Origin of the sequence: Aquamicrobium soli, assembly GCF_042646345.1 — a bacterium.
GTDB classification, from domain to species: Bacteria; Pseudomonadota; Alphaproteobacteria; order Rhizobiales; family Rhizobiaceae; genus Mesorhizobium; species Mesorhizobium soli_A.
In genome coordinates this window covers 166,436-186,533 of sequence record NZ_JBHRTK010000009.1, presented here as the reverse complement: position 1 = coordinate 186,533, position 20,098 = coordinate 166,436, and the positions used below count along the sequence as shown (strand labels likewise).

The 20,098-nt window shown below is 66.7% G+C and carries 19 protein-coding genes and 1 tRNA gene; 4 read left to right on the top strand and 16 right to left on the bottom strand.

The features are described 5' to 3' along the window. Nucleotides 1-515: 515 nt before the first annotated feature. From ACFOHJ_RS07685 to ACFOHJ_RS07645, 9 genes are all read right to left on the bottom strand, one after another. Nucleotides 516-600: transfer RNA gene (locus tag ACFOHJ_RS07685), tRNA-Leu, on the bottom strand. Between the two features lie 92 nt (nucleotides 601-692). Continuing rightward, nucleotides 693-1,313, bottom strand: coding sequence for a 2,3-bisphosphoglycerate-dependent phosphoglycerate mutase (locus ACFOHJ_RS07680; RefSeq protein ID WP_378219895.1), 621 nt, complete (start codon nucleotides 1,311-1,313; stop codon nucleotides 693-695). 32 nt (nucleotides 1,314-1,345) lie between these two features. Next, the gene (dapB, locus tag ACFOHJ_RS07675; RefSeq protein WP_378219894.1) at nucleotides 1,346-2,158 is read right to left on the bottom strand and encodes a 4-hydroxy-tetrahydrodipicolinate reductase; all 813 of its coding nucleotides are present in this window, start codon (nucleotides 2,156-2,158) and stop codon (nucleotides 1,346-1,348) included. Beyond that, a complete protein-coding gene (locus tag ACFOHJ_RS07670; protein WP_378219893.1) occupies nucleotides 2,155-4,008 on the bottom strand; it encodes an ABC transporter ATP-binding protein in 1,854 nt (617 codons plus the stop codon). Before ACFOHJ_RS07670 ends, dapB begins: the two co-directional genes overlap by 4 nt. Before the next feature lie 95 nt (nucleotides 4,009-4,103). Next, nucleotides 4,104-5,138: a glucokinase gene (locus ACFOHJ_RS07665; RefSeq protein ID WP_378219892.1), complete on the bottom strand. Its 1,035-nt coding sequence runs from the start codon at nucleotides 5,136-5,138 to the stop codon at nucleotides 4,104-4,106. A gap of 329 nt (nucleotides 5,139-5,467) precedes the next feature. Then, complete coding sequence (gene mepA, locus ACFOHJ_RS07660; protein WP_378219891.1) at nucleotides 5,468-6,541, bottom strand: penicillin-insensitive murein endopeptidase; 1,074 nt, start codon at nucleotides 6,539-6,541, stop codon at nucleotides 5,468-5,470. A gap of 100 nt (nucleotides 6,542-6,641) precedes the next feature. Beyond that, the gene (locus ACFOHJ_RS07655) at nucleotides 6,642-7,517 is read right to left on the bottom strand and encodes an SDR family oxidoreductase (protein ID WP_378219890.1); all 876 of its coding nucleotides are present in this window, start codon (nucleotides 7,515-7,517) and stop codon (nucleotides 6,642-6,644) included. Next, nucleotides 7,514-8,665 carry a tRNA epoxyqueuosine(34) reductase QueG gene (queG, locus tag ACFOHJ_RS07650; protein WP_378219889.1) on the bottom strand — a complete coding sequence of 384 codons (1,152 nt, stop codon included), beginning with the start codon at nucleotides 8,663-8,665 and terminating at the stop codon, nucleotides 7,514-7,516. Before queG ends, ACFOHJ_RS07655 begins: the two co-directional genes overlap by 4 nt. Next, nucleotides 8,646-9,338: a glutathione S-transferase family protein gene (locus ACFOHJ_RS07645; protein WP_378219888.1), complete on the bottom strand. Its 693-nt coding sequence runs from the start codon at nucleotides 9,336-9,338 to the stop codon at nucleotides 8,646-8,648. The genes queG and ACFOHJ_RS07645 overlap by 20 nt, the downstream gene beginning before the upstream one ends. A gap of 155 nt (nucleotides 9,339-9,493) precedes the next feature. On the opposite strand from ACFOHJ_RS07645, the gene ACFOHJ_RS07640 reads away from it, so the two are divergent. After that, nucleotides 9,494-10,300, top strand: coding sequence for an undecaprenyl-diphosphate phosphatase (locus ACFOHJ_RS07640; protein ID WP_378219887.1), 807 nt, complete (start codon nucleotides 9,494-9,496; stop codon nucleotides 10,298-10,300). A gap of 76 nt (nucleotides 10,301-10,376) precedes the next feature. Here the strand turns inward: ACFOHJ_RS07640 and ACFOHJ_RS07635 are convergent, their stop codons facing one another. From ACFOHJ_RS07635 to ACFOHJ_RS07605, 7 genes are all read right to left on the bottom strand, one after another. Then, complete coding sequence (locus ACFOHJ_RS07635; RefSeq protein WP_378219886.1) at nucleotides 10,377-11,351, bottom strand: complex I NDUFA9 subunit family protein; 975 nt, start codon at nucleotides 11,349-11,351, stop codon at nucleotides 10,377-10,379. 137 nt (nucleotides 11,352-11,488) lie between these two features. Continuing rightward, nucleotides 11,489-11,935 (bottom strand): DoxX family protein, encoded by a 447-nt coding sequence (locus ACFOHJ_RS07630; protein WP_378219885.1) that lies wholly within the window; start codon nucleotides 11,933-11,935, stop codon nucleotides 11,489-11,491. 96 nt (nucleotides 11,936-12,031) lie between these two features. Beyond that, nucleotides 12,032-13,033 carry an Ldh family oxidoreductase gene (locus ACFOHJ_RS07625; protein ID WP_378219884.1) on the bottom strand — a complete coding sequence of 334 codons (1,002 nt, stop codon included), beginning with the start codon at nucleotides 13,031-13,033 and terminating at the stop codon, nucleotides 12,032-12,034. A 17-nt stretch (nucleotides 13,034-13,050) separates the two neighbouring features. Continuing rightward, on the bottom strand, nucleotides 13,051-13,866 hold the full coding sequence (locus ACFOHJ_RS07620; RefSeq protein WP_378219883.1) for an ABC transporter permease: 816 nt from the start codon (nucleotides 13,864-13,866) through the stop codon (nucleotides 13,051-13,053). Further along, nucleotides 13,866-14,576: an ABC transporter permease gene (locus ACFOHJ_RS07615; protein WP_378219938.1), complete on the bottom strand. Its 711-nt coding sequence runs from the start codon at nucleotides 14,574-14,576 to the stop codon at nucleotides 13,866-13,868. The genes ACFOHJ_RS07620 and ACFOHJ_RS07615 overlap by 1 nt, the downstream gene beginning before the upstream one ends. 171 nt (nucleotides 14,577-14,747) lie before the next feature. Beyond that, a complete protein-coding gene (locus ACFOHJ_RS07610) occupies nucleotides 14,748-15,545 on the bottom strand; it encodes a transporter substrate-binding domain-containing protein (RefSeq protein ID WP_378219882.1) in 798 nt (265 codons plus the stop codon). 47 nt (nucleotides 15,546-15,592) lie between these two features. Next, entirely contained in the window at nucleotides 15,593-16,405 is an 813-nt protein-coding gene (locus ACFOHJ_RS07605; RefSeq protein WP_378219881.1) for an ABC transporter ATP-binding protein, read from the bottom strand. 231 nt (nucleotides 16,406-16,636) lie between these two features. Here ACFOHJ_RS07605 and ACFOHJ_RS07600 point away from each other — a divergent pair, with 231 nt between their 5' ends. The 3 genes from ACFOHJ_RS07600 (at nucleotide 16,637) to rpsA (ending at nucleotide 20,016) form a co-directional block, all read left to right on the top strand. Beyond that, on the top strand, nucleotides 16,637-17,485 hold the full coding sequence (locus tag ACFOHJ_RS07600; RefSeq protein ID WP_378219937.1) for a dimethylarginine dimethylaminohydrolase family protein: 849 nt from the start codon (nucleotides 16,637-16,639) through the stop codon (nucleotides 17,483-17,485). Then, on the top strand, nucleotides 17,482-18,126 hold the full coding sequence (gene cmk / locus ACFOHJ_RS07595) for a (d)CMP kinase (RefSeq protein WP_378219880.1): 645 nt from the start codon (nucleotides 17,482-17,484) through the stop codon (nucleotides 18,124-18,126). Before ACFOHJ_RS07600 ends, cmk begins: the two co-directional genes overlap by 4 nt. 192 nt (nucleotides 18,127-18,318) lie before the next feature. Further along, a complete protein-coding gene (gene rpsA / locus ACFOHJ_RS07590) occupies nucleotides 18,319-20,016 on the top strand; it encodes a 30S ribosomal protein S1 (RefSeq protein WP_378219879.1) in 1,698 nt (565 codons plus the stop codon). Nucleotides 20,017-20,098 lie beyond the last annotated feature (82 nt).

Genomic DNA, 20,098 nt, shown 5'->3' with positions numbered 1-20,098 from the left:
GCCGAAAGCCGCACAAAACGGATGCTACCCAGGTTTGGTTCCCTCCGCAGGAACTCGCACAAAGAAAAGTCCGGCGGTTGCCCGAAGCCCTCCGCGACCTATGCGGTGCATAGCAAAGCTCAGGCGTCGCCGTTTAGCCAAGCCAGCCCTTCGGCGCGAGTTTCAAAGATCGGAGCGGCAGGGGCCTTGAGGCGCCCGCGCTCAACCTGAATGAAAAGCGTCCCCTGGTAGTATGTTGTCGATTGCCCGCTCGGGTGATCTATCTCGACGAGCCAAAGCTCGCGGTCAGCATTCCCGTCGACATATTCCCACCTGTTAGCCATAATTTTCCCGTCGGCAGGCACCAGCCGCGCGACCGCCGAGCCCTTTTCCTGATCGCCATCAGGCGACCATCGCGCTGACAGGCGGGAGCGTCAACGAATTTAGCTAGTTTTCGGCTTGGGGGATGCAGAGGGGGATATAAAAAAGAAGAAGCCCTGTAATCTATTGAGATCACAGGGCTTTTCAGAATGAATTGGTGCCCAGAAGAGGACTCGAACCTCCACGCCTCGCGGCACACGGACCTGAACCGTGCGCGTCTACCAATTCCGCCATCTGGGCTGGTGCGCGCTCATCTAAGCGGGCAAACGGGCGGTGTCAACGCGCTTTTTATCGGCGGTGCCGCTAAAAGCGCTTGGCCGTGCAATACCGGCTCAATCGGCCAGCACTTCCTTGGATGCCACCGTCGAATCGGCGTTGAGCGTATAGACGATCGGCACGCCGGTCCCGAGCTCCAGGTTGACGATCTCTTCGCCGGATGCCCCGTCGAGCGCCATGATCAGCGCCCGGAGCGAATTGCCGTGCGCGGTGACCAGCACCGTCCCGCCGCGCAGGACGTGCGGTTGCAGGTCGTGCAGGTAATAGGGCCAGACACGCGCGCCGGTATCCTTCAGGCTTTCGCCGCCGGGCGGCGGCACGTCGTAGGAGCGGCGCCAGATGTGGACCTGCTCCTCGCCCCACTTCTGGCGCGCGTCGTCCTTGTTGAGGCCGGAAAGGTCGCCATAGTCGCGCTCGTTCAGCGCCTGGTTGCGGATGGTCTCCAGGTCGCCCTGGCCGACGGCGTCGAGAATATGCTGGCAGGTCACCTGTGCCCGCTTCAGTGCGGACGTGAAGGCGATGTCGAACTTCAGCCCGCGCGCCTTCAGCTTCTGTCCCGCTGCCTTGGCCTCGGCATGGCCCTGTTCGGTCAGGTCGACGTCGCGCCAGCCGGTGAACAGGTTCTTCAGGTTCCATTCGCTCTGGCCGTGGCGCACGAGCACGAGGGTACGTGACATGTTTTCTCCCTTCGGTGATGGTTCTGTTCGGATCAGCCGAGCCCGAGCACGTCGCGCATCGAATAGAGGCCGGGTTTGCGGCCATTGGCCCATAGTGCTGCCTTGACCGCACCGCGCGCGAAGATGGCGCGCTCGTCGGCCTGGTGGGCGAGCGTGATACGCTCGCCGGCGCCGGCCAGGATCACGGAATGCTCGCCGACGACGGAGCCGCCGCGCAGCGTGGCAAAGCCGATCGCGCCGGTTTCGCGCGCCCCGGTATGGCCGTCGCGCACCCGCACGCTGTTGGCGTCGAGGTCGATCTCGCGGCCCCCCGCGGCGGCCTGCCCGAGCAGCAGCGCGGTCCCGGACGGGGCATCGACCTTGTGGCGATGGTGCATCTCGAGAATCTCGATGTCGAAATCCTCGGCGGGCAGCGCCCGCGCCGCCTGCTCCACCAGCGCGGCGAGCAGGTTGACGCCGAGGCTCATATTGCCGGACTTGACGATGGTGGCATGGCGCGCGGCGGCAGCGATCCTTGCATCGTCCTCGGCCGAGCAGCCGGTGGTGCCGATGACATGGACGATGCGGGCCTGCGCGGCATAGCCGGAAAACTCGACGCTGGAAGACGGCGTGGTGAAGTCGAGGACTCCGTCGGCCTTGGCGAACGCCGGCAGCGGGTCGTCGCCGATCAGGATGCCGTTGGCGCCGATGCCGGCGAGTTCCCCGGCATCCTTGCCGAGGTCGGGCGAGCCGGCCCGCTCGATGGCCGCCGACAGGTGCGCTCCGGGGGTTTCGGCGATCGTGCGGATCAGGGTCCGGCCCATGCGGCCCGCGGCCCCGACCACGACCAGGTTCATTGCGCTCATCGCTCTGCCTCCGCTGCGTTGGTCTCGCTCTCCGCCGCTTCGGTGGCCGGGCCGGCGGCGTCGACCAGGCCGAGACCGTCGGCGCCCTGCAACCGGTAGAAGCGGGCATAGACGCTGTGCGGGTCGGCCAGCAGCGAGGCGTGGGTCCCCATCTCGGCGACCCGGCCGTTTTCCAGCACGACGATGCGGTCGGCATTGATCACCGTCGACAGCCGGTGGGCGATGACGATGGTGGTGCGCCCGACGGTTGCGTCGGTCAGCGCCTGCTGCACGCGCGCTTCCGATTCGTTGTCGAGCGAGGAGGTCGCCTCGTCGAGGAGCAGGATCGGCGCCTGCCGCACGATGGCGCGGGCGATCGACACGCGCTGGCGCTGGCCGCCGGAAAGCGTCGCCCCGTTCTCGCCGACCGGCGTGTCGTAGCCCAGCGGCTGCTGGCGGATGAAATCGTCGGCCGCGGCGAGCCTCGCCGCCTCCTCGATCTCGGCGTCGGTGGCGTCGAGGCGGCCGTAGCGGATGTTGTCGCGGATCGAGCCTTCGAACAGGTAGGGCTGCTGCGATACATAGGCGATCGACTGGCGCAGCGAGCGTTTCGTCACCTTGGAGATGTCCTGCCCGTCGATCTCGATGGCGCCGCCGCCGATGTCGTAGAAGCGCTGGAGCAGCGCCACCAGCGTCGACTTGCCGGCTCCCGAGGCGCCGACGATGGCCGTGGTCTTGCCGGCCTCGGCGGTGAAGCTCAGGCCGTGCAGGACGGGGATGTCGGGGGAATAGGCGAAGGAGACGTTGTCGAAGCGGACCTCGCCCTTGCCGACCTTGATGGCGGATGCGCCGGGCGCGTCGCCCTGCTGCGGCGTGAGGTCCAGCAGTTCATAGATCATGCGCGCGTTGACCAGCGAGCGCTCCATGCCGACCTGCACGCGCGCCAGGCGGCGGGCCGGGTCGTAGGCGAGCAGCAGGGCGGTGATGAAGGAAAACACCGCGCCCGGCGGCTGGCCGGTGGTGTTGGAGCGATAGCCGGCATAGCCGATCACGCCGGCGACCACGAGGCCGGCCAGGATTTCGGCGATGGGGTTCAGCCGCTCGGAAACGCGGGCGATGCGGTTGGCCTTCTGCTCGGCGCCGTCGATGAGCCCGCTGATGCGGCGCGCCAGGACTTCCTCCATGGTGAAGGCCTTGACGATGGCGATGCCCTGCGTCGCCTCCTGCATGGCGCCGATCAGGTGCGAATTGATCTGGACGGATTCGCGCGTCGCGCGCCGCAGCCGGCGCATCAGGTAGACGACGGCGTAGACCAGCGGTGGCCCGATCAGCAGCGACATCACCGACAGGAGCGGGTCCTGCATCACCATCACCGCGACCAGGCCGACCAGCGACACCGCGTCGCGGGCCACCGAGGTCAGCGTCATGCCGAGCAGGTCGCGGATGCCGCTGACGTTCTGGTTGATCTGGGCGGCAAGCCGGCCCGAGCGCGTGTCGTTGAAGAAGCCGACGCCGAGCTTCATCAGGTGGTCGAAAATGCGGCGCTGGTAGCGGGCGACCAGGTTGTTGCCGATCTTGGCGAGCGTCACCGCCTGGCCATAGGTTGCGATCCCGCGGATGACGAAGGCCGCCATGATGGTCACGCAGATGAGCACGATGAGATCGCCGCGCTGCTTGTAGAAGATCTGGTCGATCACGTCGCGCATGATCCACGCGGTGAAGGCGGTGGTGGCCGCCACCGCTACCAGGCAGACGATGGCGAGAACGTAGTGCCAGACATATTCGCGGCCGTTCTCGGCGAGGATGCGATGGATCACCGCCAGCACCTCCGCCGGCGGGGCTCCCTTCGGGTTTCCGGTCTTTTGGCTCAACGGGCCGTTCCATTGATTGTTTGACAGCGCTTGGTGGCAAGCGCCTCGATCGGTGCTCCTCATAGCGGCATGAGGGCGGCTTGCCTATGGAAACTTCACGGCCAGGGTTTCTGCCAGCGCCGGCCCCGGGTTTCCACCCCGAACAGCGAGGGCGTCCGGGCGAAGGCGGCGAGGCCGGCGAGTGCCGCCAGCGGCTGGGTGATGACATAGACCGGCAGCGTGCGCATCAGTGCGCTGTGCGGGGCCTTGTCTTCGAAGGCGGCGCGGAAACCGCCTTCTTTCAGGGCCGGCAGGATTTTCTGCACGATGCCGCCGGTGAGGAAGACGCCGCCGCGGCTCATGAACACCAGCGCCAGGTCGCCGGCGGTGCGCCCGAGGCAGGTGGTGAAGATCGACAGCGCCTCCTGCGCGACCGGGTCGGACTTTTCCAGCGCGGCGGCGGTGATTTCGGCCGGCCGGGCAAGCGGCGCCGGCTTGCCGTCGGCTGCCGCGACCGCCCGGTAGACGTTGACGAGGCCGCGCCCGCAAAGAATCTGTTCGCCCGAAATCCGGCCCTCGATGGTCTCGATATGCGGGAAAACCTCGAAATCGCGCGGTGAGCGCGGGCCGATGTCCATGTGCCCGCCTTCGCCCGGAATCGGCAGCCAGCGGCCCAATGCGTAGATGAGGCCGGCGACGCCGAGGCCGGTTCCGGGGCCGAGCACCACGCGTCCGGCGTTCGGCTCGGGCGCGCCGCCGCCGATCTTTTCCATCTGCTCCTCGCCGAGGGCGGCGACGGCGAGCGCCTGCGCCTCGAAATCGTTGAGCACGACGATGTCGCTCAGGCCGAGATCGGCGAGCATCTGCTTCGGCTTGACGACCCACGGGCAGTTGGTGAGCGGGATTTCGTCGCTCTCGACCGGACCGGCCACTGCCAGCACCGCCGAGTTCGGCTGCACCGAGGAACGGTCGAGGACCGCCGCCTGGATCGCGTCGTCGATGGTGGCGAAATCGGCGGTCTGCACGATGACGGGCTCGGAGGCTTCCGAATTCGAGTCGAGCACGACCGAAAAGCGCGCATTCGTGCCGCCGATATCGCCGATAAGGATCGGAAACCGCAAAGGCGTGTCGTCGTGGCTCCTGTCCGGCATCTCGTGTCCCGATCGCTGCGATTGCAGATGCTCTAGGCAGAATCGAAGCGGGGCGCAACGGCGGAAGTGCGGCGGCGAGGTCGAAAAAACCGGAAGAATGCCTGCTATAAATCGATTGAAGGCCATTGGCGGGCCGGATCGGCAGGGGAGACCCCTACCGCTAACCCCTCGTCACAGGGCGGAGGGGGACTGTTGAGCCCACGGGGCTCCACTCTAAGAGGTGGGCAGAGGGGTGCGACGTTCCATATTCCCCTTCCCCTTGTGGGGAGGGGCTAGGGGTGGGGGTATTTCCAGACGGATACCTCTGCCCGCCGGGGCGAATCCGGCCGCTACTTTCCCGGCCGGGGGAAGGGCAGCGGAATGCCGGATTCCGGGGTTGGAGCGAATGCGCTGGCGCCGAAGGGCACCGGATCGCTCAAGGCGACGGCCGCCCGGACCGTGTTCGAGGGCGTGGCGGCGATGACGGTCGTGCCGCCGCGCGGATAGGTCACGGCGGCCTCCGAAACCGGGCTCGGCGCGGCGAGCACCGCCTGGCAGGCCTTGGGCAGGCTGGCCATGGTCATGACGTCGCGGGCCTTCGGCGCGTCGGGGTTCTTGTTGGGACGCCACGGCTCCTCGGTGAACCACCAGGCCAGCGGCTTGCCGCAGCCGTCGTCGTTCGGGGTCGCCTCCTGCCGCTTGCAGTCCGGCGAGCCGGGCTGGCAGCCGATGCGAATGTGGAAATGGTAGTCGTGGCCCCAGAACGGCCGGATCTTGTGCAGCCAGGAGCGGTCGCCGGTCACGGTGTCGCAGAGCTTCTTCTTGATGCCGGGGTTGACCAGGATGCGCTCGACTTCCGGGTAGCTGGCTGCCAGCTTGAGCAGCCGCATGTGGGCGGGCGTCCACAGATTGTTCTTTACCAGATGGGTCTTCTCATTGACCAGCGATACGGCGCTCATGTTTTCGCGCTCGCTCGCGGTGAGGCGCCGGTCGGGCATCGGCGTGAACCAGATGTCGGCGTCGAGGCCGATCTGGTGTGAGGCGTGGCCGGTCAGCATCGGCCCGCCGCGCGGCTGCGAGATGTCGCCCAGCAAAAGCCCCGGCCAGCCGATGGAAACGGCGTCACGCGACAGTTTTTCGATCAGCGCGATCATCGCCGGATGGCCCCAGCGGCGGTTGCGCGAAAGCCGCATCGCCTGCCAGGTCGGGCCGTCGGTGGCGATCGCCACGCCGCCGGCGAAGCAGCCCTTGGAATAGAAGCCGATGGATTGCGGCGCGGCGAGTGCCGGCAGCCGCTCTGCCCCGAACAGATCCTTGGCGAGTTCGGTGGCGCCGGCGGACGCGCCGGAAAGCCCTAGCGAGGTTGCCGCCGCCAGCAGCATCGCCGTCCAGCGTTTGCGAGGGGAGAGGGAGAAAAATGTCATCGTCGAGTGTCCAGCTTGCCGTGCCCCAACTTGCCCGACCCAGAGGTTGCCCCGACCTTGGGCCGTGATGGTTATCCAAGTCTTAACGACAGCGCCATCTTTATTCGTTTCTCCACGAGCCGTCGGCCCACATCCGTTCGAGCGCCGACCGGTAGTCCGGAAAGGAAAACCGGTAGCCGGCCTGCTTGATGGCCTGGTTGGAGACGCGCTTGTTCTCGCCGTAGAAAGAGCGAGCCATCGGCGACAACTCGGCCGTTTCGAACGGGATTTCGGGCGGCGGCTCGATGCCCATCAGGCGCGCGGCATAGGTCACCACGTCCTGCGGCGGGCTGGGAAAGTCGTCGGTGACGTTGAAGACGCCGCCTTGCGCGCGCTCGGCAAGATGCTTCAGCGCACCCGCGATATCGTCGCGGTGGATGCGGTTGAACACCTGTCCCGGCTTGACCAGCCGCTTGGCGGTGCCGTTGCTGAGGCTGACGAAGGCGTTGCGCCCCGGCCCGTAGATGCCGGAAAGCCGGAGCACGGCGACCGGCCGGCCGATCTGGCGGCCGAGCGCCAGCCACGCCTCTTCCGCGTCTAGCCGCATGGCCGAGCGCCTGGACAGCGGGCGGCATTCACTGGTCTCATCGACCCAGCCGCCGCCGCGGTCGCCGTAGACGCCGACGGTCGACAGGTAGCCGATCCAGCGCAGCGCCGGTATTTTTTCCGCGATGACGGTGCGGGCGGCGGCGAGCACCGGATCGCCGGCCTCGCACGGAGCGGCCGAAACGACGAGGTGCGTGGTGTTCGCAAGCGCCGCTTCGGCCTCGCCGGTCAGCGTGCCGTCGAACAGCAGCGGCGTAATGCCGGCCCGGCGCAGCGCTTCGAATTTTTCCGGCGACCGGGTGGTACCGAAAACGGGATTGCCGCCACTTGCCGCGGCGAAGGCCCTGCCGGAGTAGCCGGCGCCGAAAATGAAGGTCCTTGCGCCGCTCATGCCCGAACCTCCGCCTTGGCCGCCTGCCATTCGCCGCGAACCTCTTCGTCGCTTTCGCGGGCCAGCGCCTCCCCGGCCAGCGCCGCGAATTCGCCATCCGGCAGCAGCCGCGACAGCGCCCAGACGGCCGCGCCGCGCACCAGCGGCGACGGGTCGCCGAGCAGAGCGCGCGCCGGCGCGACGAGCGAGGGCTGCTCCGAATTGCCGGCGGCGATCAGCACGTTGCGAATGAAGCGGTCGCGGCCGATGCGCTTGACCGGCGAGCCGGAGAAGAAGGTTCGGAACGTGGCGTCGTCGAGACGCAGCAGTTCGGCCAGCGGCGGATCGCGCAGGTCCTCGCGCGCCGAAAGCTTCGCCTCCCGCGCCGTGTGGGCGAACTTGTTCCACGGGCAGGCGGCGAGGCAGTCGTCGCAGCCATAGATATGGTTGCCGATGGCCTGCCGGAATTCGAGCGGGATCGGCCCCTTGTTCTCGATGGTGAGGTAGGAGATGCAGCGCCGCGCATCGAGCCTGTAGGGTGCGGGAAAGGCGTTCGTCGGGCAGGCGTCGAGGCAGGCGCGGCAGGAACCGCAATGGTCGGCTTCCGGCGCGTCGGGAACGAGTTCGGCGGTGGTGAAGATGGTGCCGAGGAACAGCCACGAGCCGTGCTGCCGGCTGACCAGGTTGGTGTGCTTGCCCTGCCAGCCGAGCCCGGCCGCTCCCGCCAGCGGCTTTTCCATGACCGGTGCAGTATCGACGAACACCTTTACGTCGCCGCCGGCCCGGGCGACGATCTTGCCGGCGATTTCCTTCAGCCGGCCCTTCATCACGTCGTGGTAATCGCGGTTGCGCGCATAGACGGAGATGGCGCCGCTCGCCTTGCGCGCAAGAATGTCGCGCGGATCGTGGTCGGGGGCGTAGTTCATCGCCAGCACGATGATCGAGCGGACTTCGGGCCATAGTGTCGAGGGGCTGGAGCGGCGCTCCAGCGTCTCGGCGATCCAGCCCATGGAGCCGTGGAATCCGGCCTCGACGAAGGCGGCCAGCCGGGCCGGTGCCTGCGGGATCGCGTCCGGCGTCGTGACCGCGACGGCATCGAAGCCGGCGGCCTCGGCCTCGCGGTCGATCAGCGCGCGCAGCTTGGCTGGATCAGAAGTCGAGGTCCGCATAATGCGATACCGGGGTGAGGCCGCGCACCCGGTCGGCGAGCAGCGGCCGGAACGAGGGGCGCGACTTGACCCGCGTATACCATTCGCGCGCCGCGTGGTTCTCGCGCCAGTCGACCTCGCCGAGATAGTCGAGCACCGACAGCGCCGCGGCGGCAGCGAGATCGGCATAGGTCACCTTGTTGCCGGCGAGCCAGGGCCGGGTGCCGGCCAGCCAGTTGGTGTATTTCAGGTGCTGGCGCACATTGGCGCGCGCCGCCCGGATCGCCGCCGAATCGGGCGAGCCGCCGCCGGCGGATTCCGGCATCATCGGCTTCAGCACCCGTTCGCGCACCAGATGCCGGGTGACCTCGCTTTCGGTCTTGGTCAGGTACCAGTCGGTCAGGCGGCGGATTTCGGCCCGCTCCATCGGGTCCTCGGCGAACAGCCGGCGCTCGCGCTTCAAAACGCCGCGCGTCTCGTCCAGATATTCGGCGATGACGCTGGCGCCGACGATGGGCACGTCGCCCTCGGCCAGCAGGATCGGCAGGCTGCCGGCGGGGTTGAGCGCCAGGAATTCCTTGCGTCGCGTCCACGGCTTTTCCTCGATCAGCGCCAGTTCCTCGCCATACTCGCCGAAGGCGAGGCGAACGAATCGACAAGATGCGAACATGGGATGATGGAAAAGCGTCAGCATGGTCCAGCGTGAAAAAAAGCGCTCTGGCGAATCGCCGCTCGCGCCGATAAAGCTTGGCGGCCCGATTCAGGGGCCGTCATGTCCTGCGACCTATAGGGTGAGTTCCGCGACATGACAAGCAAGCCCTGTACACGCGAATCCCTGCGCGAGGTTCCATGGAAACCCATACCATCGTTGGAGCGCTGATTCTCGGCCTGATCGAGGGGCTGACCGAGTTCATTCCGGTGTCTTCGACGGGACATATCCTGCTCGCCGGTCATTTCCTCGGCTTCAAATCCACCGGCAAGGTGTTCGAGATTCTCATCCAACTCGGCGCCATCCTGGCGATCCTGAGCATCTATTTTCACCGTCTGTGGAAGATGGCACGCGATTTCCGGCATGACCGGCTGACCCGGCATTTCGTCCTCGGCATCGTGCTCGCCTTCCTGCCCGCCGCCGTCATCGGCATGCTGGCGCACGATTTCATCAAGACGGTGCTGTTCGAATCGCCGAAACTGATCTGCACCATGCTCATCATCGGCGGCATCGTGCTGTTGTGGGTGGACCGCATGGACCTGAAGCCGGTCTACCGCGACGTCGAGCGCTTCCCGCCGCGCCGCTATATCGAGATCGGGCTTTTCCAGTGCCTGGCGATGATCCCGGGGACCTCGCGTTCCGGCGCGACCATCGTCGGCGCCATGCTGCTCGGCGTGGAGAAAAGGGCGGCGGCGGAGTTCTCGTTCTTCCTCGCCATGCCGACCATGGTCGGCGCCTTTGCGCTCGATCTGTTCAAGAACCGGCACATCCTGACCGGCTCCGACCTGTCGCTGATCGGCATCGGCTTCGTGGCGGCCTTCGTCTCGGCGCTGTTCGTGGTGCGCTACCTGCTCGACTACGTCTCACGCCACGGCTACGCGCTGTTCGGCTGGTGGCGGCTCGTCATCGGCTGCCTGGGTCTGGCCGGGCTTCTGATCTGGGGCTGAGGGCCCGTTTGAAGGCACCTTGACGGCCATCTGATGGCTCGCCACGGCGAATTTCGAAACAGGCTCCGAAGGATTTTCAGCCGGCGGTCTTGCGCTGGAACTGCCCGGCCGCGCGGAAGCGCCACAGGTAGCTCGGCAGGATCGCGCCGAGCGAGCGCGCCTGGATGCCGAGCCCGGCCAGCGTCCGGCCTTCCCTGTCGGCTTCCGCGGAGACGACGTTGTGGGCGCGCAACTGCGTCACCTGGTCCCGGGTGAGCAGCGGCTTGGGCAACAGACCGAGGAAGAACGCCATGAAGTCGGCCAGCCACCACGGCAGAGGCACCAGGAGGCGCTTGCGATCGGTGATCGCCAGCAGTTCCTGCATGCATTCCTTGAACGTGACCTGGTTGGGGCCGCCGAGTTCGTAGACCTTGCCTCCGGCAACCAGGCCGTCGACGGAGCGGGCGACGGCTTCCGCGATATCGGCCGCATAGACGGGCTGGAAGCGGGTATTGCCGCCGCCGATCAGCGGCAGCGCCGGCGAAAAGCGCGCCATGGACGCGAAGCGGTTGAAGAAGCCGTCCTCCGGCCCGAAGGCGATCGACGGGCTCAGGATGACGGCATCCGGGATGGTCGATAGCACGGCCCGCTCGCCCAGTGCCTTGGTGCGGGCATAGGCCGAGGGCGACTGGACATCCGCGCCCAGCGCCGAGACATGGGTCAGGCCGGCGCCGGCGGCGCGGGCCGCTTCGGCGATGGCCTGGGCGCCGAACTGGTGGACGGTGTTGAAGCGCTGGCGGCCGCTCTCATGCAGGATGCCGACGAGGTTGACGACGTGGTCCGCGCCCTCTACCGCGCGGTCGATCGACCAGCGCACGCGGACATTGGCCTGCACCGGCTGGATCTGGCCGACATTGCCGAGCGGCTGGAGATGGCCGGCGAGGTCCGGGCGGCGGCAGCCGACGCGGATGCGATAGCCGCGCATGGCGAGCGCCCGCACGACATGCCGCCCGATGAAGCCGGAGCCGCCGAAAACGACGACGAGCTTTGGCGTTTCCAGGATTTCGGTCATGGTCGAGGCTCCGGCGATCTTTCTTCCGCAGCACGGCCGTTGGCTGGCCGGCGGGCTGGCTGAAGCCGTTTCATAATCGGTTTTTCAGGAAAGGCAAAGGCCGGCGGCGGATCGTCGACGGCCTTTGCCGTATGCCTTCAGAAGGCTTTGCCGAGCCGCGCGTCGATGGAATGGCGGTTGCCGCCGCGAACGACGAAGAAGGCCAGCGCCGCCGCCCACAGGAGCGACTTTTCGGCGCCCGAAAAGCCCTGCCCCATCGTCACCCAATGGAACCAGACGGTGACCAGGAGCACGATCATGCCGGCAAAGGCGGCCGGCCGGGTCAACAGGCCCAGCGCGATCAGGATGCCGCCGAAGAATTCGGTGGCCGCCAGCAGCGGCGACCAGAAAGCACCGGGATAGAAGCCGAGACCCTCGACCATCTCGCTGGCGCCGAACGGGTCGACGATCTTGCCCGATCCGTGGACGGCGAGAAAGCCGCCGGCAATGACGCGCAGCAGCGTTTCCACGCCGTCGTTCAGTCTTGCGTAAAGGCCGCCGAGGGCCGGGATGATCAGGGTCTGGCGGGAGTTTTGGGACGTCATCGACCTTGTGTTCCTGTTGTTCGTGCCGCGTTAGCGCACCGATCGGTTCTTCACAGTCAAATGAACTTGATTTTATCGGCCACCGCCGTGCGGCCGTCAGGAGGAATGGCGCTCGGCGAATTCGGAAACGCGCCGCACGATATCCGTGGGCACGCTGATGCCGTGCGTGGCGGCTTTTCGCGTGGCTTCGGCGCCCTTGCTGCCGGGAATATGCACCCCGTACTGCCGCCGCAGCCGGTCGAGATGGCGGGCGATGCGATGTTCGAAATCCGCTTCAAGCAGCTTCGGCTCGATGGCGAGGATGAACAGGCCGGTTGCCGGGCCTCGCGTTCCCCTGTCGAAGGGCGGGGCATCGAGCGACCAGTTGGCTCCGGACAGCCCGGCCGCCAGCACCTCGACCATCAGCGCGAGATTGGCGCCCCGGTTGCCGCCGAAGGCGAGCAGCGCGCCCTTCATCGCCGCCTGCGGATCGGTGGTCGGTTCGCCGGCCGCATCCAGCGCCCAGCCTTCCGGGATTTTTTCCCCGGCTTCCGCCGCCTGGCGGATGGCGACAAAGGCGGTGGCGCTGGAGGACTGGTCGATGACCAGCGGCGCCCCGTTTGCCGAGGGGGCCGCGAAGGACAGCGGGTTGGTGCAGTAGACCGGCCTGGTGGAGCCCGCGCCGGCCATCAGCGCCGGGCCGTTGGTGGCGGCGAGCGAAACCAGCCCATGTTCGGCCAGCCGCCGGGTGAAATAGCCGAGCGCGCCGCAGGTATAGGCGTTCTTCTGCGAGAAGGCGGCGATGCCGAACAGCTTTGCCGCCTTGGCGAGGTCGTCGGCGCAGCGGTCGAAGCCGGTCTGCGGGATGCCGCCGCGCCCGTCGCACAGGTAGAGCGCCAGCGCCGGCCGGCTCACCACCGGTTCGGCCTTGCCGTCGATGCGCCCGGCCTCCAGCGCTTCCAGATAGTCGATGAGATGGGCGAAGCCGACGACCGCGTTGCCTTCGGCCTCGGCGGCGACCGTGGCCGCCGCCAGCGACTGCGCCGCCTCCTCGCTGGCTCCGGCCCCCAGCGCCGCCATGCGGCACAGGCCGCTTGCCTGGTCGAGACTGAGTTGCATGGCGTCGATCCTGGCGTTCAGCCGATACGGTTGGGCATGCGCGCTTCCACCTTGCGGAAGACGAAGACGAGGATGCCGGTCACCGCCATATAGACGGCGGCCAGAAGCAGCAAGGGTTCGTAGGTGATGAAGGTTTCCTGCCGCACCCGCGAGGCGACCGAATAGATGTCGACCATGGTGATGGTGGCGACCAGCGGCGTCGCCTTCAGTTGCAGCACGGTTTCGCCGGTCAGCGTCGGCAGCGCCCGGTAGAGCGCCTGCTTTAGCCAGATGCGGCGGAACGTGGTCCAGCGGCTCATGCCGAAGGCGCGCGCGGCCTCCAGCTGGCCGCGCGGCACGCCGGCGAAGGCGCCTCGCATCACCTCGCCCTCATAGCCGGCATAGGACAGCGTCAGCGACAGCACGCCATAGGGCCATGCTTGCCGCAGATATGGCCACAGGAAGGACTCGCGTATCCAAGGGAACTGCGGGAACAGCGAGCCCAGCCCGTAATAGAGCAGCCAAAGTTGCAGCAGCAGCGGCGTGCCGCGGATGACCGTGCAGAAGGCGCGCGCCGGGGCGGCGAGCCAGACCGGGCCGGCCGCCTGCGCGAGGCCGAGCGGGATGGCGAGCCCGATGCCGAGCAGGCAGGTGACGACCAGCAGCCACAGCGTGCGCCAGATGCCTTCCAGCGCCAGCGGCAGGTATTTCGGCAGCCAGTCCCAGCGCATGAACAGCACGGCGGCCACGATGAGGGCGAGCGCGATCGCGATCATGACGATGCGGTGCGGCTGCAGCCACAGCGAGGTTTGCGCCGTGGCCCGCACGATCGGGTTTTCGCCGGCCGCGGCCATCAGTGCGCATCCTTGAGCGAGGGCATGCCGCGCCGCGCCCGCCGCTCGATGCGGGCGATGAAGAAGTTCGAGACCAGCGTCAGCGCCAGGTAGAGGATGCCGGCCGCGACAAAGAAGGTGAGGTAGGCCTTGGTGGCGCCCGCCGCCAGCCGCGTCGTCTGGGTGAGTTCGCTGAAGCCGACGATGGCCAGGAGCGCGGTGTCCTTGGTGGCGATCAGCCACAGATTGGCGAGGCCGGGAATGGCGTAGGGCAGCATTGCCGGCAGCGTGATTCGCCGCAGCAACAGGCGCGGCGGCATGCCGTAGGCCCTTGCCGCCTCGATCTGGCCCTGCGGAATGGCAAGGATCGCCCCGCGCAGCACCTCGGTGGAATAGGCGCCCTGCACCACGCCCAGCACGCCGATGCCGGCCACCAGGCCGTTGATGTCCACCGGGGCATGGCCGAACAGGGCGAGAAGCTGGTTAACGAGGTCGGTTCCCGCATAATAGAGCAGCAGGATCAGCACCAGTTCGGGAACGGCGCGCACCACGGTGGTGTAGACCTCGAACAGGTCGCGCACCACCGGCCCGCCGTAAAGCTTGCCGTAGGCGCCGCAGATGCCGATCAGAAGACCGAGCCCGAACGCGCCCGCGGCGATCTCGATCGATTTGAGAAGGCCGATCAGGAGGTTCGCGCCCCAGCCGGGCGGCGAAAGCGACAACAGCGCCAGAGTGCTGCTTCCAAAGGCAGCGGCAAGAATATCGGTCAGGGTAGTTCCTCGTCTTCAACTCCCATGCCGGGCGGCTCGTCCGGCATGGATGGCTGGAACAGGCACGACAGCCCTTGGGCCGTCGGCCGGCCGCCTGCCCGCAAGCAGGTCGGCCGGCCGGCGGCCATGGGGTCAGTTGGCGGCCGTCTCGTCGCCGTAGATGTCGAAGTCGAAGTACTTCTTGGTGACTTCCTGGTACTTGCCGTTGGCGCGGACCGCCTTGATGGCGGCGTTGATCTTGTCCTTCAGCTCGGTATCGCCCTTGCGCACGCCGGCGCCGACGCCGGGTCCGAGCACTTCGAGGTCGGGAGCGACATAGCCCTTGAGGTCGCAGCATTCCTTGCCCTGGTCGGACTTGAGAAAGGCGTCCAGCGCGATCGAGTCGGCCTGCGTGGCGTCGATGCGTCCGGCGACGAGGTCCTGGTTGGCTTCGTCCTGCGTCTGGTATTCCTTGATCTCCGAGGCGACGTCGGCGAAATGCTTCTTGGCATAGGCGGCATGCACGGTCGAAACCTGCACGCCGAGGATCTTGCCCTTGATGCCTTCCGGCGTGGCGTCGAACTTCTCGCTCTTCGGCCCGATGATCGCGGTCGGCGTGTTATAGTATTTGTCGGAGAAGTCGATTTCCTTCTCTCGCTCGGCGGTGATCGACATCGAGTTCATGATGGCGTCGATCTTCTTGGTCTTCAGCGCCGGGATCAGGCCGTCCCACGGGATCGGCGTCAGCACGCAGTCGAGCTTGGCTTCCTCGCAGATCGCCTTGGTGATGTCGACTTCCCAGCCGGTCCAGTTGCCCGACGAATCCTGCGTGTAGAAGGGCGGATAGGCTTCCGGCGAAAAACCGACCTTGATCTGCTCGGCGCTCGCCGAAAACGCCCCGGCCAGCGCGAACACGGCGGCGGCCGCCGTTATTTTCAGGAAAGTCTTCATCGTCCATTCTCCCACTTGGTTGAGTTTGTTCCCGTTGTCTTTGCCGCTCACCCGATGTTGCGGATGAATTGCTTCAGCCGCTCGGACCTGGGGGCGTTGAAGATCGCGTCCGGCGGGCCTTCTTCCTCGACCACGCCGTTGTAGAGGTAGACGACATGCGTCGCGACCTCGCGGGCGAACTTCATTTCATGCGTCACCAGCACCATGGTGCGGCCTTCGCGCGCGAGGTCGCCGATGACTTTCAGCACCTCGCCGACCAGTTCCGGGTCGAGCGCCGAGGTCGGCTCGTCGAACAGCATGACGCGCGGCTGGATGGCGAGCGCGCGCGCGATCGCCCCGCGCTGCTGCTGGCCGCCGGACAGGTAGGCCGGGTAGACGTCGCGCTTTTCGGCGAGCCCGACGCGGGCGAGCAGCTTTTCCGCCTCGGCGGTCGCGACCTCGGGCTTGACGCCCAGCACATGCACCGGAACCTCGATGACGTTTTCCAGGAGCGTCATGTGGCTCCACAGGTTGAAGTTCTGGAACACCATGCCGAGGCGCGAGCGGATGCGCTCGATCTGCCTGCGGTCGGCGGGCTGGGTGTTGCCGTGGCTGTCGGCCTTCATGCGGATTTCTTCGCCGTTGACGCGAACGACGCCGCTGGTCGGGTTCTCCAGGCAGTTGATGCAGCGCAGCAGCGTGGACTTGCCGGAGCCGGAGCCGCCGATGATGGCGATGACGTCGCCGTCGCGCGCCGACAGCGAGACGCCTTTCAGCACGTGCAGGTCGCCGAATTTCTTGTGCAGGTTCTCGACGTGGATCGCCTCGGGGGCGATGGCCCGCGCTTCCGATCCGGCCGCCGATTCAGCGCTTGCGCCCATCACCGCCTCGCCGCCGTTGAAGACGCAGCAAGCGGTCGTCGTCGCAATTCCTCACCCATTACCCGCCACCGACCGATGTTTCCTGCCAAGATGGACCGTTCTCGTTGTCGGCGTCAACCATCGTGTTGGACCATTGATCGAAGGCCCTTTCAAGGATTATTGAACGCTGGCCCGGAGCGGCCGGAAGTCTTTTGGAGGAAGCTGTTGGAAAAGACCTATGGAGCGCAGTCGATGGCCGCCCCGCTCAGGCGGGTGCTGATGCGTTCGGCCGCAAGCGCCATGCGCCGCGCTGTTGCGGCCGAGTGGCATTATGGTCCGGGCTTCGACCCGCACAGGGCCGCGCTCGAGCACAAGGGGCTGGCCGAGCTGGTGGCGGCCAGCGGTGCCGAGATCGAGTGGCTGACCGAGGAAGATGACGGCCTGTCCGATTCGGTCTTTACCTTCGACCCCTCGCTGATGACCGAGCATGGCGCGATCATCCTTTCCATGGGCAAGGCCTTGCGCCTGCCGGAACCGGAACTGCATGAGGTCGCCTACCGGCGCATGGGCATCCCGATCCTCGGCCGCATCGAGGCCCCCGGCCAGGTCGAGGGCGGCGATACGGTGTGGCTGGACAAAAACACGCTGGTCGTCGGGCGGGGCGTGCGCACCAACCAGGAAGGCGTGCGCCAGCTTGCCGAACTGCTTGCCCCGAAGGGGATAACGGTGCTCGGCTTCGACCTGCCGCTGTGGCAGGGCGAGGATGCGTGCCTGCACCTGATGTCGGTGATCAGCCCGCTCGCCGACGATTTGGCGCTGGTCTATTCGCCCTTGTTGCCGGCGCCGTTCTATCAACTGCTAAAGGCACGCGGCATCGAGCTCGTCGAGGGTGACGCGGGCGAGTTCATGGCCTCCAACGGCCTCAGCCTCAACGTGCTGCCGACCGACCAGCGCAAGGTCATCGCCATTGCCGGCTTCCCGAAGACCAGGGCCGCGATGGAGGCGGCGGGATGCATCGTCGCCACCTTCGAGGCGGATGCGCTGTGCGTGGCCTGCGAGGGTGGGCCGACCTGCCTGACGCGCCCGGTGCTCAGGGCATGAGTTTCGTCGTCGCCATCGACGGGCCGGCCGGCGCGGGCAAGGGAACGCTGGCGCGCAGGCTCGCCGACCACTACCGCCTGAACCTGCTCGATACCGGCCTGACCTATCGCGCGGTGGCGCACGCGCTGCTGGATTTCGGCCTGCCGCTGGACAATGTCTCGGCCGCCGAAACGGCGGCGCGGCAGGTCGACCTGTCGGCGCTGGACCGCGACGTGCTGTCGGCGCATGCGGTCGGCGAGGCTGCCTCGAAGGTGGCGGTCCTCCCCTCGGTGCGCCGCATCCTGGTCGAAAAGCAGCGCGCCTTTGCCGACGCCCCGCCGGGTGCCGTGCTCGACGGCCGCGACATCGGCACCGTGGTATGCCCCGACGCCACGGTGAAGCTTTATGTGACGGCGAGCCCGCAGGTGCGGGCGAGGCGCCGCTTCGACGAGATCGAGGCGATCGGCGGAACGGCCGACTACGACCAGATTCTGGCCGACATAAAGCGCCGCGACGAGCGCGACATGGGCCGCTCCGATTCGCCGTTGAAGCCGGCCGCCGACGCGCACTTGCTCGATACGTCGGAAATGTCTATAGAGGCCGCGTTTCTTGCGGCCGTGGCGATCATCGACGACGCGGTGGCCGAAAGCGACGACGCCTGATCCGGTCGGTCCTTCCAATTTCGAGGACGCGCGCCATATCAGGTGAAACCAGCCTGCCAGCATTCATGATGCGCCGGAATTGCCGCATAGAGCGGCCAGGGGTTTTGAAGAACCCCAGAACGCCGGCAGGCTAACGCAACGCTAACCTACGGCGCCCGCTTCGCGACAGGGCGAAGCTTTCCAGGAGAAACAATGTCAGTAGCGAACCCCACTCGCGACGATTTCGCGAGCATGCTTGAAGAATCGTTTTCCGCCGGCAATTCCGGCGAAGGCCAGGTCGTGCGCGGCACCATCACCGCGATCGAGAAGGACATGGCCATCATCGACGTCGGCCTCAAGGTCGAGGGCCGCGTGCCGCTGAAGGAATTCGGCGCCAAGGGCAAGGATTCCACCCTCAAGGTCGGCGATGTCGTCGAGGTTTATGTCGAGCGCATCGAGAACGCGCTGGGCGAGGCGATGCTTTCGCGCGAGAAGGCCCGCCGCGAGGAGAGCTGGGTCAAGCTCGAAGAGAAGTTCAACAAGGGCGAGCGCGTCGAAGGCGTCATCTTCAACCAGGTCAAGGGCGGCTTCACCGTCGATCTCGACGGCGCCGTGGCCTTCCTGCCGCGTTCGCAGGTCGACATCCGTCCGATCCGCGACGTCACCCCGCTCATGCACAACCCGCAGCCCTTCGAGATCCTCAAGATGGATCGCCGTCGCGGCAACATCGTGGTTTCGCGCCGCACCGTGCTTGAAGAGAGCCGCGCCGAGCAGCGTTCGGAGATCGTCCAGAACCTCGAAGAGGGCCAGGTGGTCGAAGGCGTGGTCAAGAACATCACCGACTACGGTGCGTTCGTCGACCTCGGCGGCATCGACGGTCTGCTGCACGTCACCGACATGGCGTGGCGCCGCGTCAACCATCCGACCGAGATTTTGAACATCGGCCAGACGGTCAAGGTGCAGATCATCCGCATCAACCAGGAAACCCACCGCATCTCGCTCGGCATGAAGCAGCTCGAGAGCGATCCGTGGTCCGACATCGGCACCAAGTTCCCGATCGGCAAGAAGATCACCGGCACCGTCACCAACATCACCGACTACGGTGCGTTCGTGGAGCTGGAGCCGGGCATCGAAGGCCTCATCCACGTTTCGGAAATGTCGTGGACGAAGAAGAACGTCCATCCCGGCAAGATCCTGTCCACCACCCAGCAGGTCGACGTCGTCGTGCTCGAGGTCGATCCGGCCAAGCGCCGCATCTCGCTCGGCCTCAAGCAGACGCTGGAGAATCCGTGGGAAGCCTTTGCCCGCAACTACCCGGTCGGCAGCCAGGTCGAGGGGGAGGTCAAGAACAAGACCGAGTTCGGCCTGTTCATCGGCCTGGAAGGCGACGTGGACGGCATGGTCCACCTGTCCGACCTCGACTGGAGCCGTCCGGGCGAGCAGGTCATCGAAGAGTACAACCGCGGCGACATGGTCAAGGCGCAGGTGCTCGACGTCGACATCGACAAGGAGCGCATCTCGCTCGGCATCAAGCAGCTTTCGCGTGACGCGGCCGGCGACGCCGCCGCTTCGGGCGAACTGCGCAAGAACGCCGTCGTCACCTGCGAAGTGACCGGCATCAAGGATGGCGGACTGGAAGTGCGGCTGGTCGACAGCGGCATCGACACCTTCATCAAGCGCAGCGACCTTTCGCGCGACCGCGACGAGCAGCGCCCCGAGCGCTTCTCGGTCGGCCAGAAGGTCGATGCCCGCGTCATCTCCTTCGACAAGAAGACGCACAAGCTGCAGGTTTCGATCAAGGCGCTGGAAATCGCCGAGGAGAAGGAAGCCGTGGCGCAGTACGGCTCGACCGACTCCGGCGCTTCGCTGGGCGACATCCTCGGCGCCGCGCTGAAGAAGCAGGGCAACTAAGCCACAAGCCGCGGCCCGCGCGGCGGACCCGACAGCAAGCCCCGCCGGAGCGATCCGGCGGGGCTTTTTGTTCATACCCGGC

Excerpts from the sequence above, each read along its gene's own strand:
- queG (WP_378219889.1), bottom strand. The coding sequence starts at position 8,665 with ATGCGGACCTCGACTTCTGATCCAGCCAAGCTGCGCGCGCTGATCGAC.
- ACFOHJ_RS07640 (WP_378219887.1), top strand. The coding sequence starts at position 9,494 with ATGGAAACCCATACCATCGTTGGAGCGCTGATTCTCGGCCTGATCGAG.
- dapB (WP_378219894.1), bottom strand. The coding sequence starts at position 2,158 with ATGAGCGCAATGAACCTGGTCGTGGTCGGGGCCGCGGGCCGCATGGGC.
- ACFOHJ_RS07620 (WP_378219883.1), bottom strand. The coding sequence starts at position 13,866 with ATGGCCGCGGCCGGCGAAAACCCGATCGTGCGGGCCACGGCGCAAACC.
- ACFOHJ_RS07630 (WP_378219885.1), bottom strand. The coding sequence starts at position 11,935 with ATGACGTCCCAAAACTCCCGCCAGACCCTGATCATCCCGGCCCTCGGC.
- ACFOHJ_RS07600 (WP_378219937.1), top strand. The coding sequence starts at position 16,637 with ATGGCCGCCCCGCTCAGGCGGGTGCTGATGCGTTCGGCCGCAAGCGCC.
- cmk (WP_378219880.1), top strand. The coding sequence starts at position 17,482 with ATGAGTTTCGTCGTCGCCATCGACGGGCCGGCCGGCGCGGGCAAGGGA.
- ACFOHJ_RS07635 (WP_378219886.1), bottom strand. The coding sequence starts at position 11,351 with ATGACCGAAATCCTGGAAACGCCAAAGCTCGTCGTCGTTTTCGGCGGC.
- ACFOHJ_RS07605 (WP_378219881.1), bottom strand. The coding sequence starts at position 16,405 with ATGGGCGCAAGCGCTGAATCGGCGGCCGGATCGGAAGCGCGGGCCATC.
- ACFOHJ_RS07625 (WP_378219884.1), bottom strand. The coding sequence starts at position 13,033 with ATGCAACTCAGTCTCGACCAGGCAAGCGGCCTGTGCCGCATGGCGGCG.
- ACFOHJ_RS07645 (WP_378219888.1), bottom strand. The coding sequence starts at position 9,338 with ATGCTGACGCTTTTCCATCATCCCATGTTCGCATCTTGTCGATTCGTT.
- ACFOHJ_RS07610 (WP_378219882.1), bottom strand. The coding sequence starts at position 15,545 with ATGAAGACTTTCCTGAAAATAACGGCGGCCGCCGCCGTGTTCGCGCTG.
- mepA (WP_378219891.1), bottom strand. The coding sequence starts at position 6,541 with ATGACATTTTTCTCCCTCTCCCCTCGCAAACGCTGGACGGCGATGCTG.
- ACFOHJ_RS07665 (WP_378219892.1), bottom strand. The coding sequence starts at position 5,138 with ATGCCGGACAGGAGCCACGACGACACGCCTTTGCGGTTTCCGATCCTT.
- ACFOHJ_RS07680 (WP_378219895.1), bottom strand. The coding sequence starts at position 1,313 with ATGTCACGTACCCTCGTGCTCGTGCGCCACGGCCAGAGCGAATGGAAC.
- rpsA (WP_378219879.1), top strand. The coding sequence starts at position 18,319 with ATGTCAGTAGCGAACCCCACTCGCGACGATTTCGCGAGCATGCTTGAA.
- ACFOHJ_RS07655 (WP_378219890.1), bottom strand. The coding sequence starts at position 7,517 with ATGAGCGGCGCAAGGACCTTCATTTTCGGCGCCGGCTACTCCGGCAGG.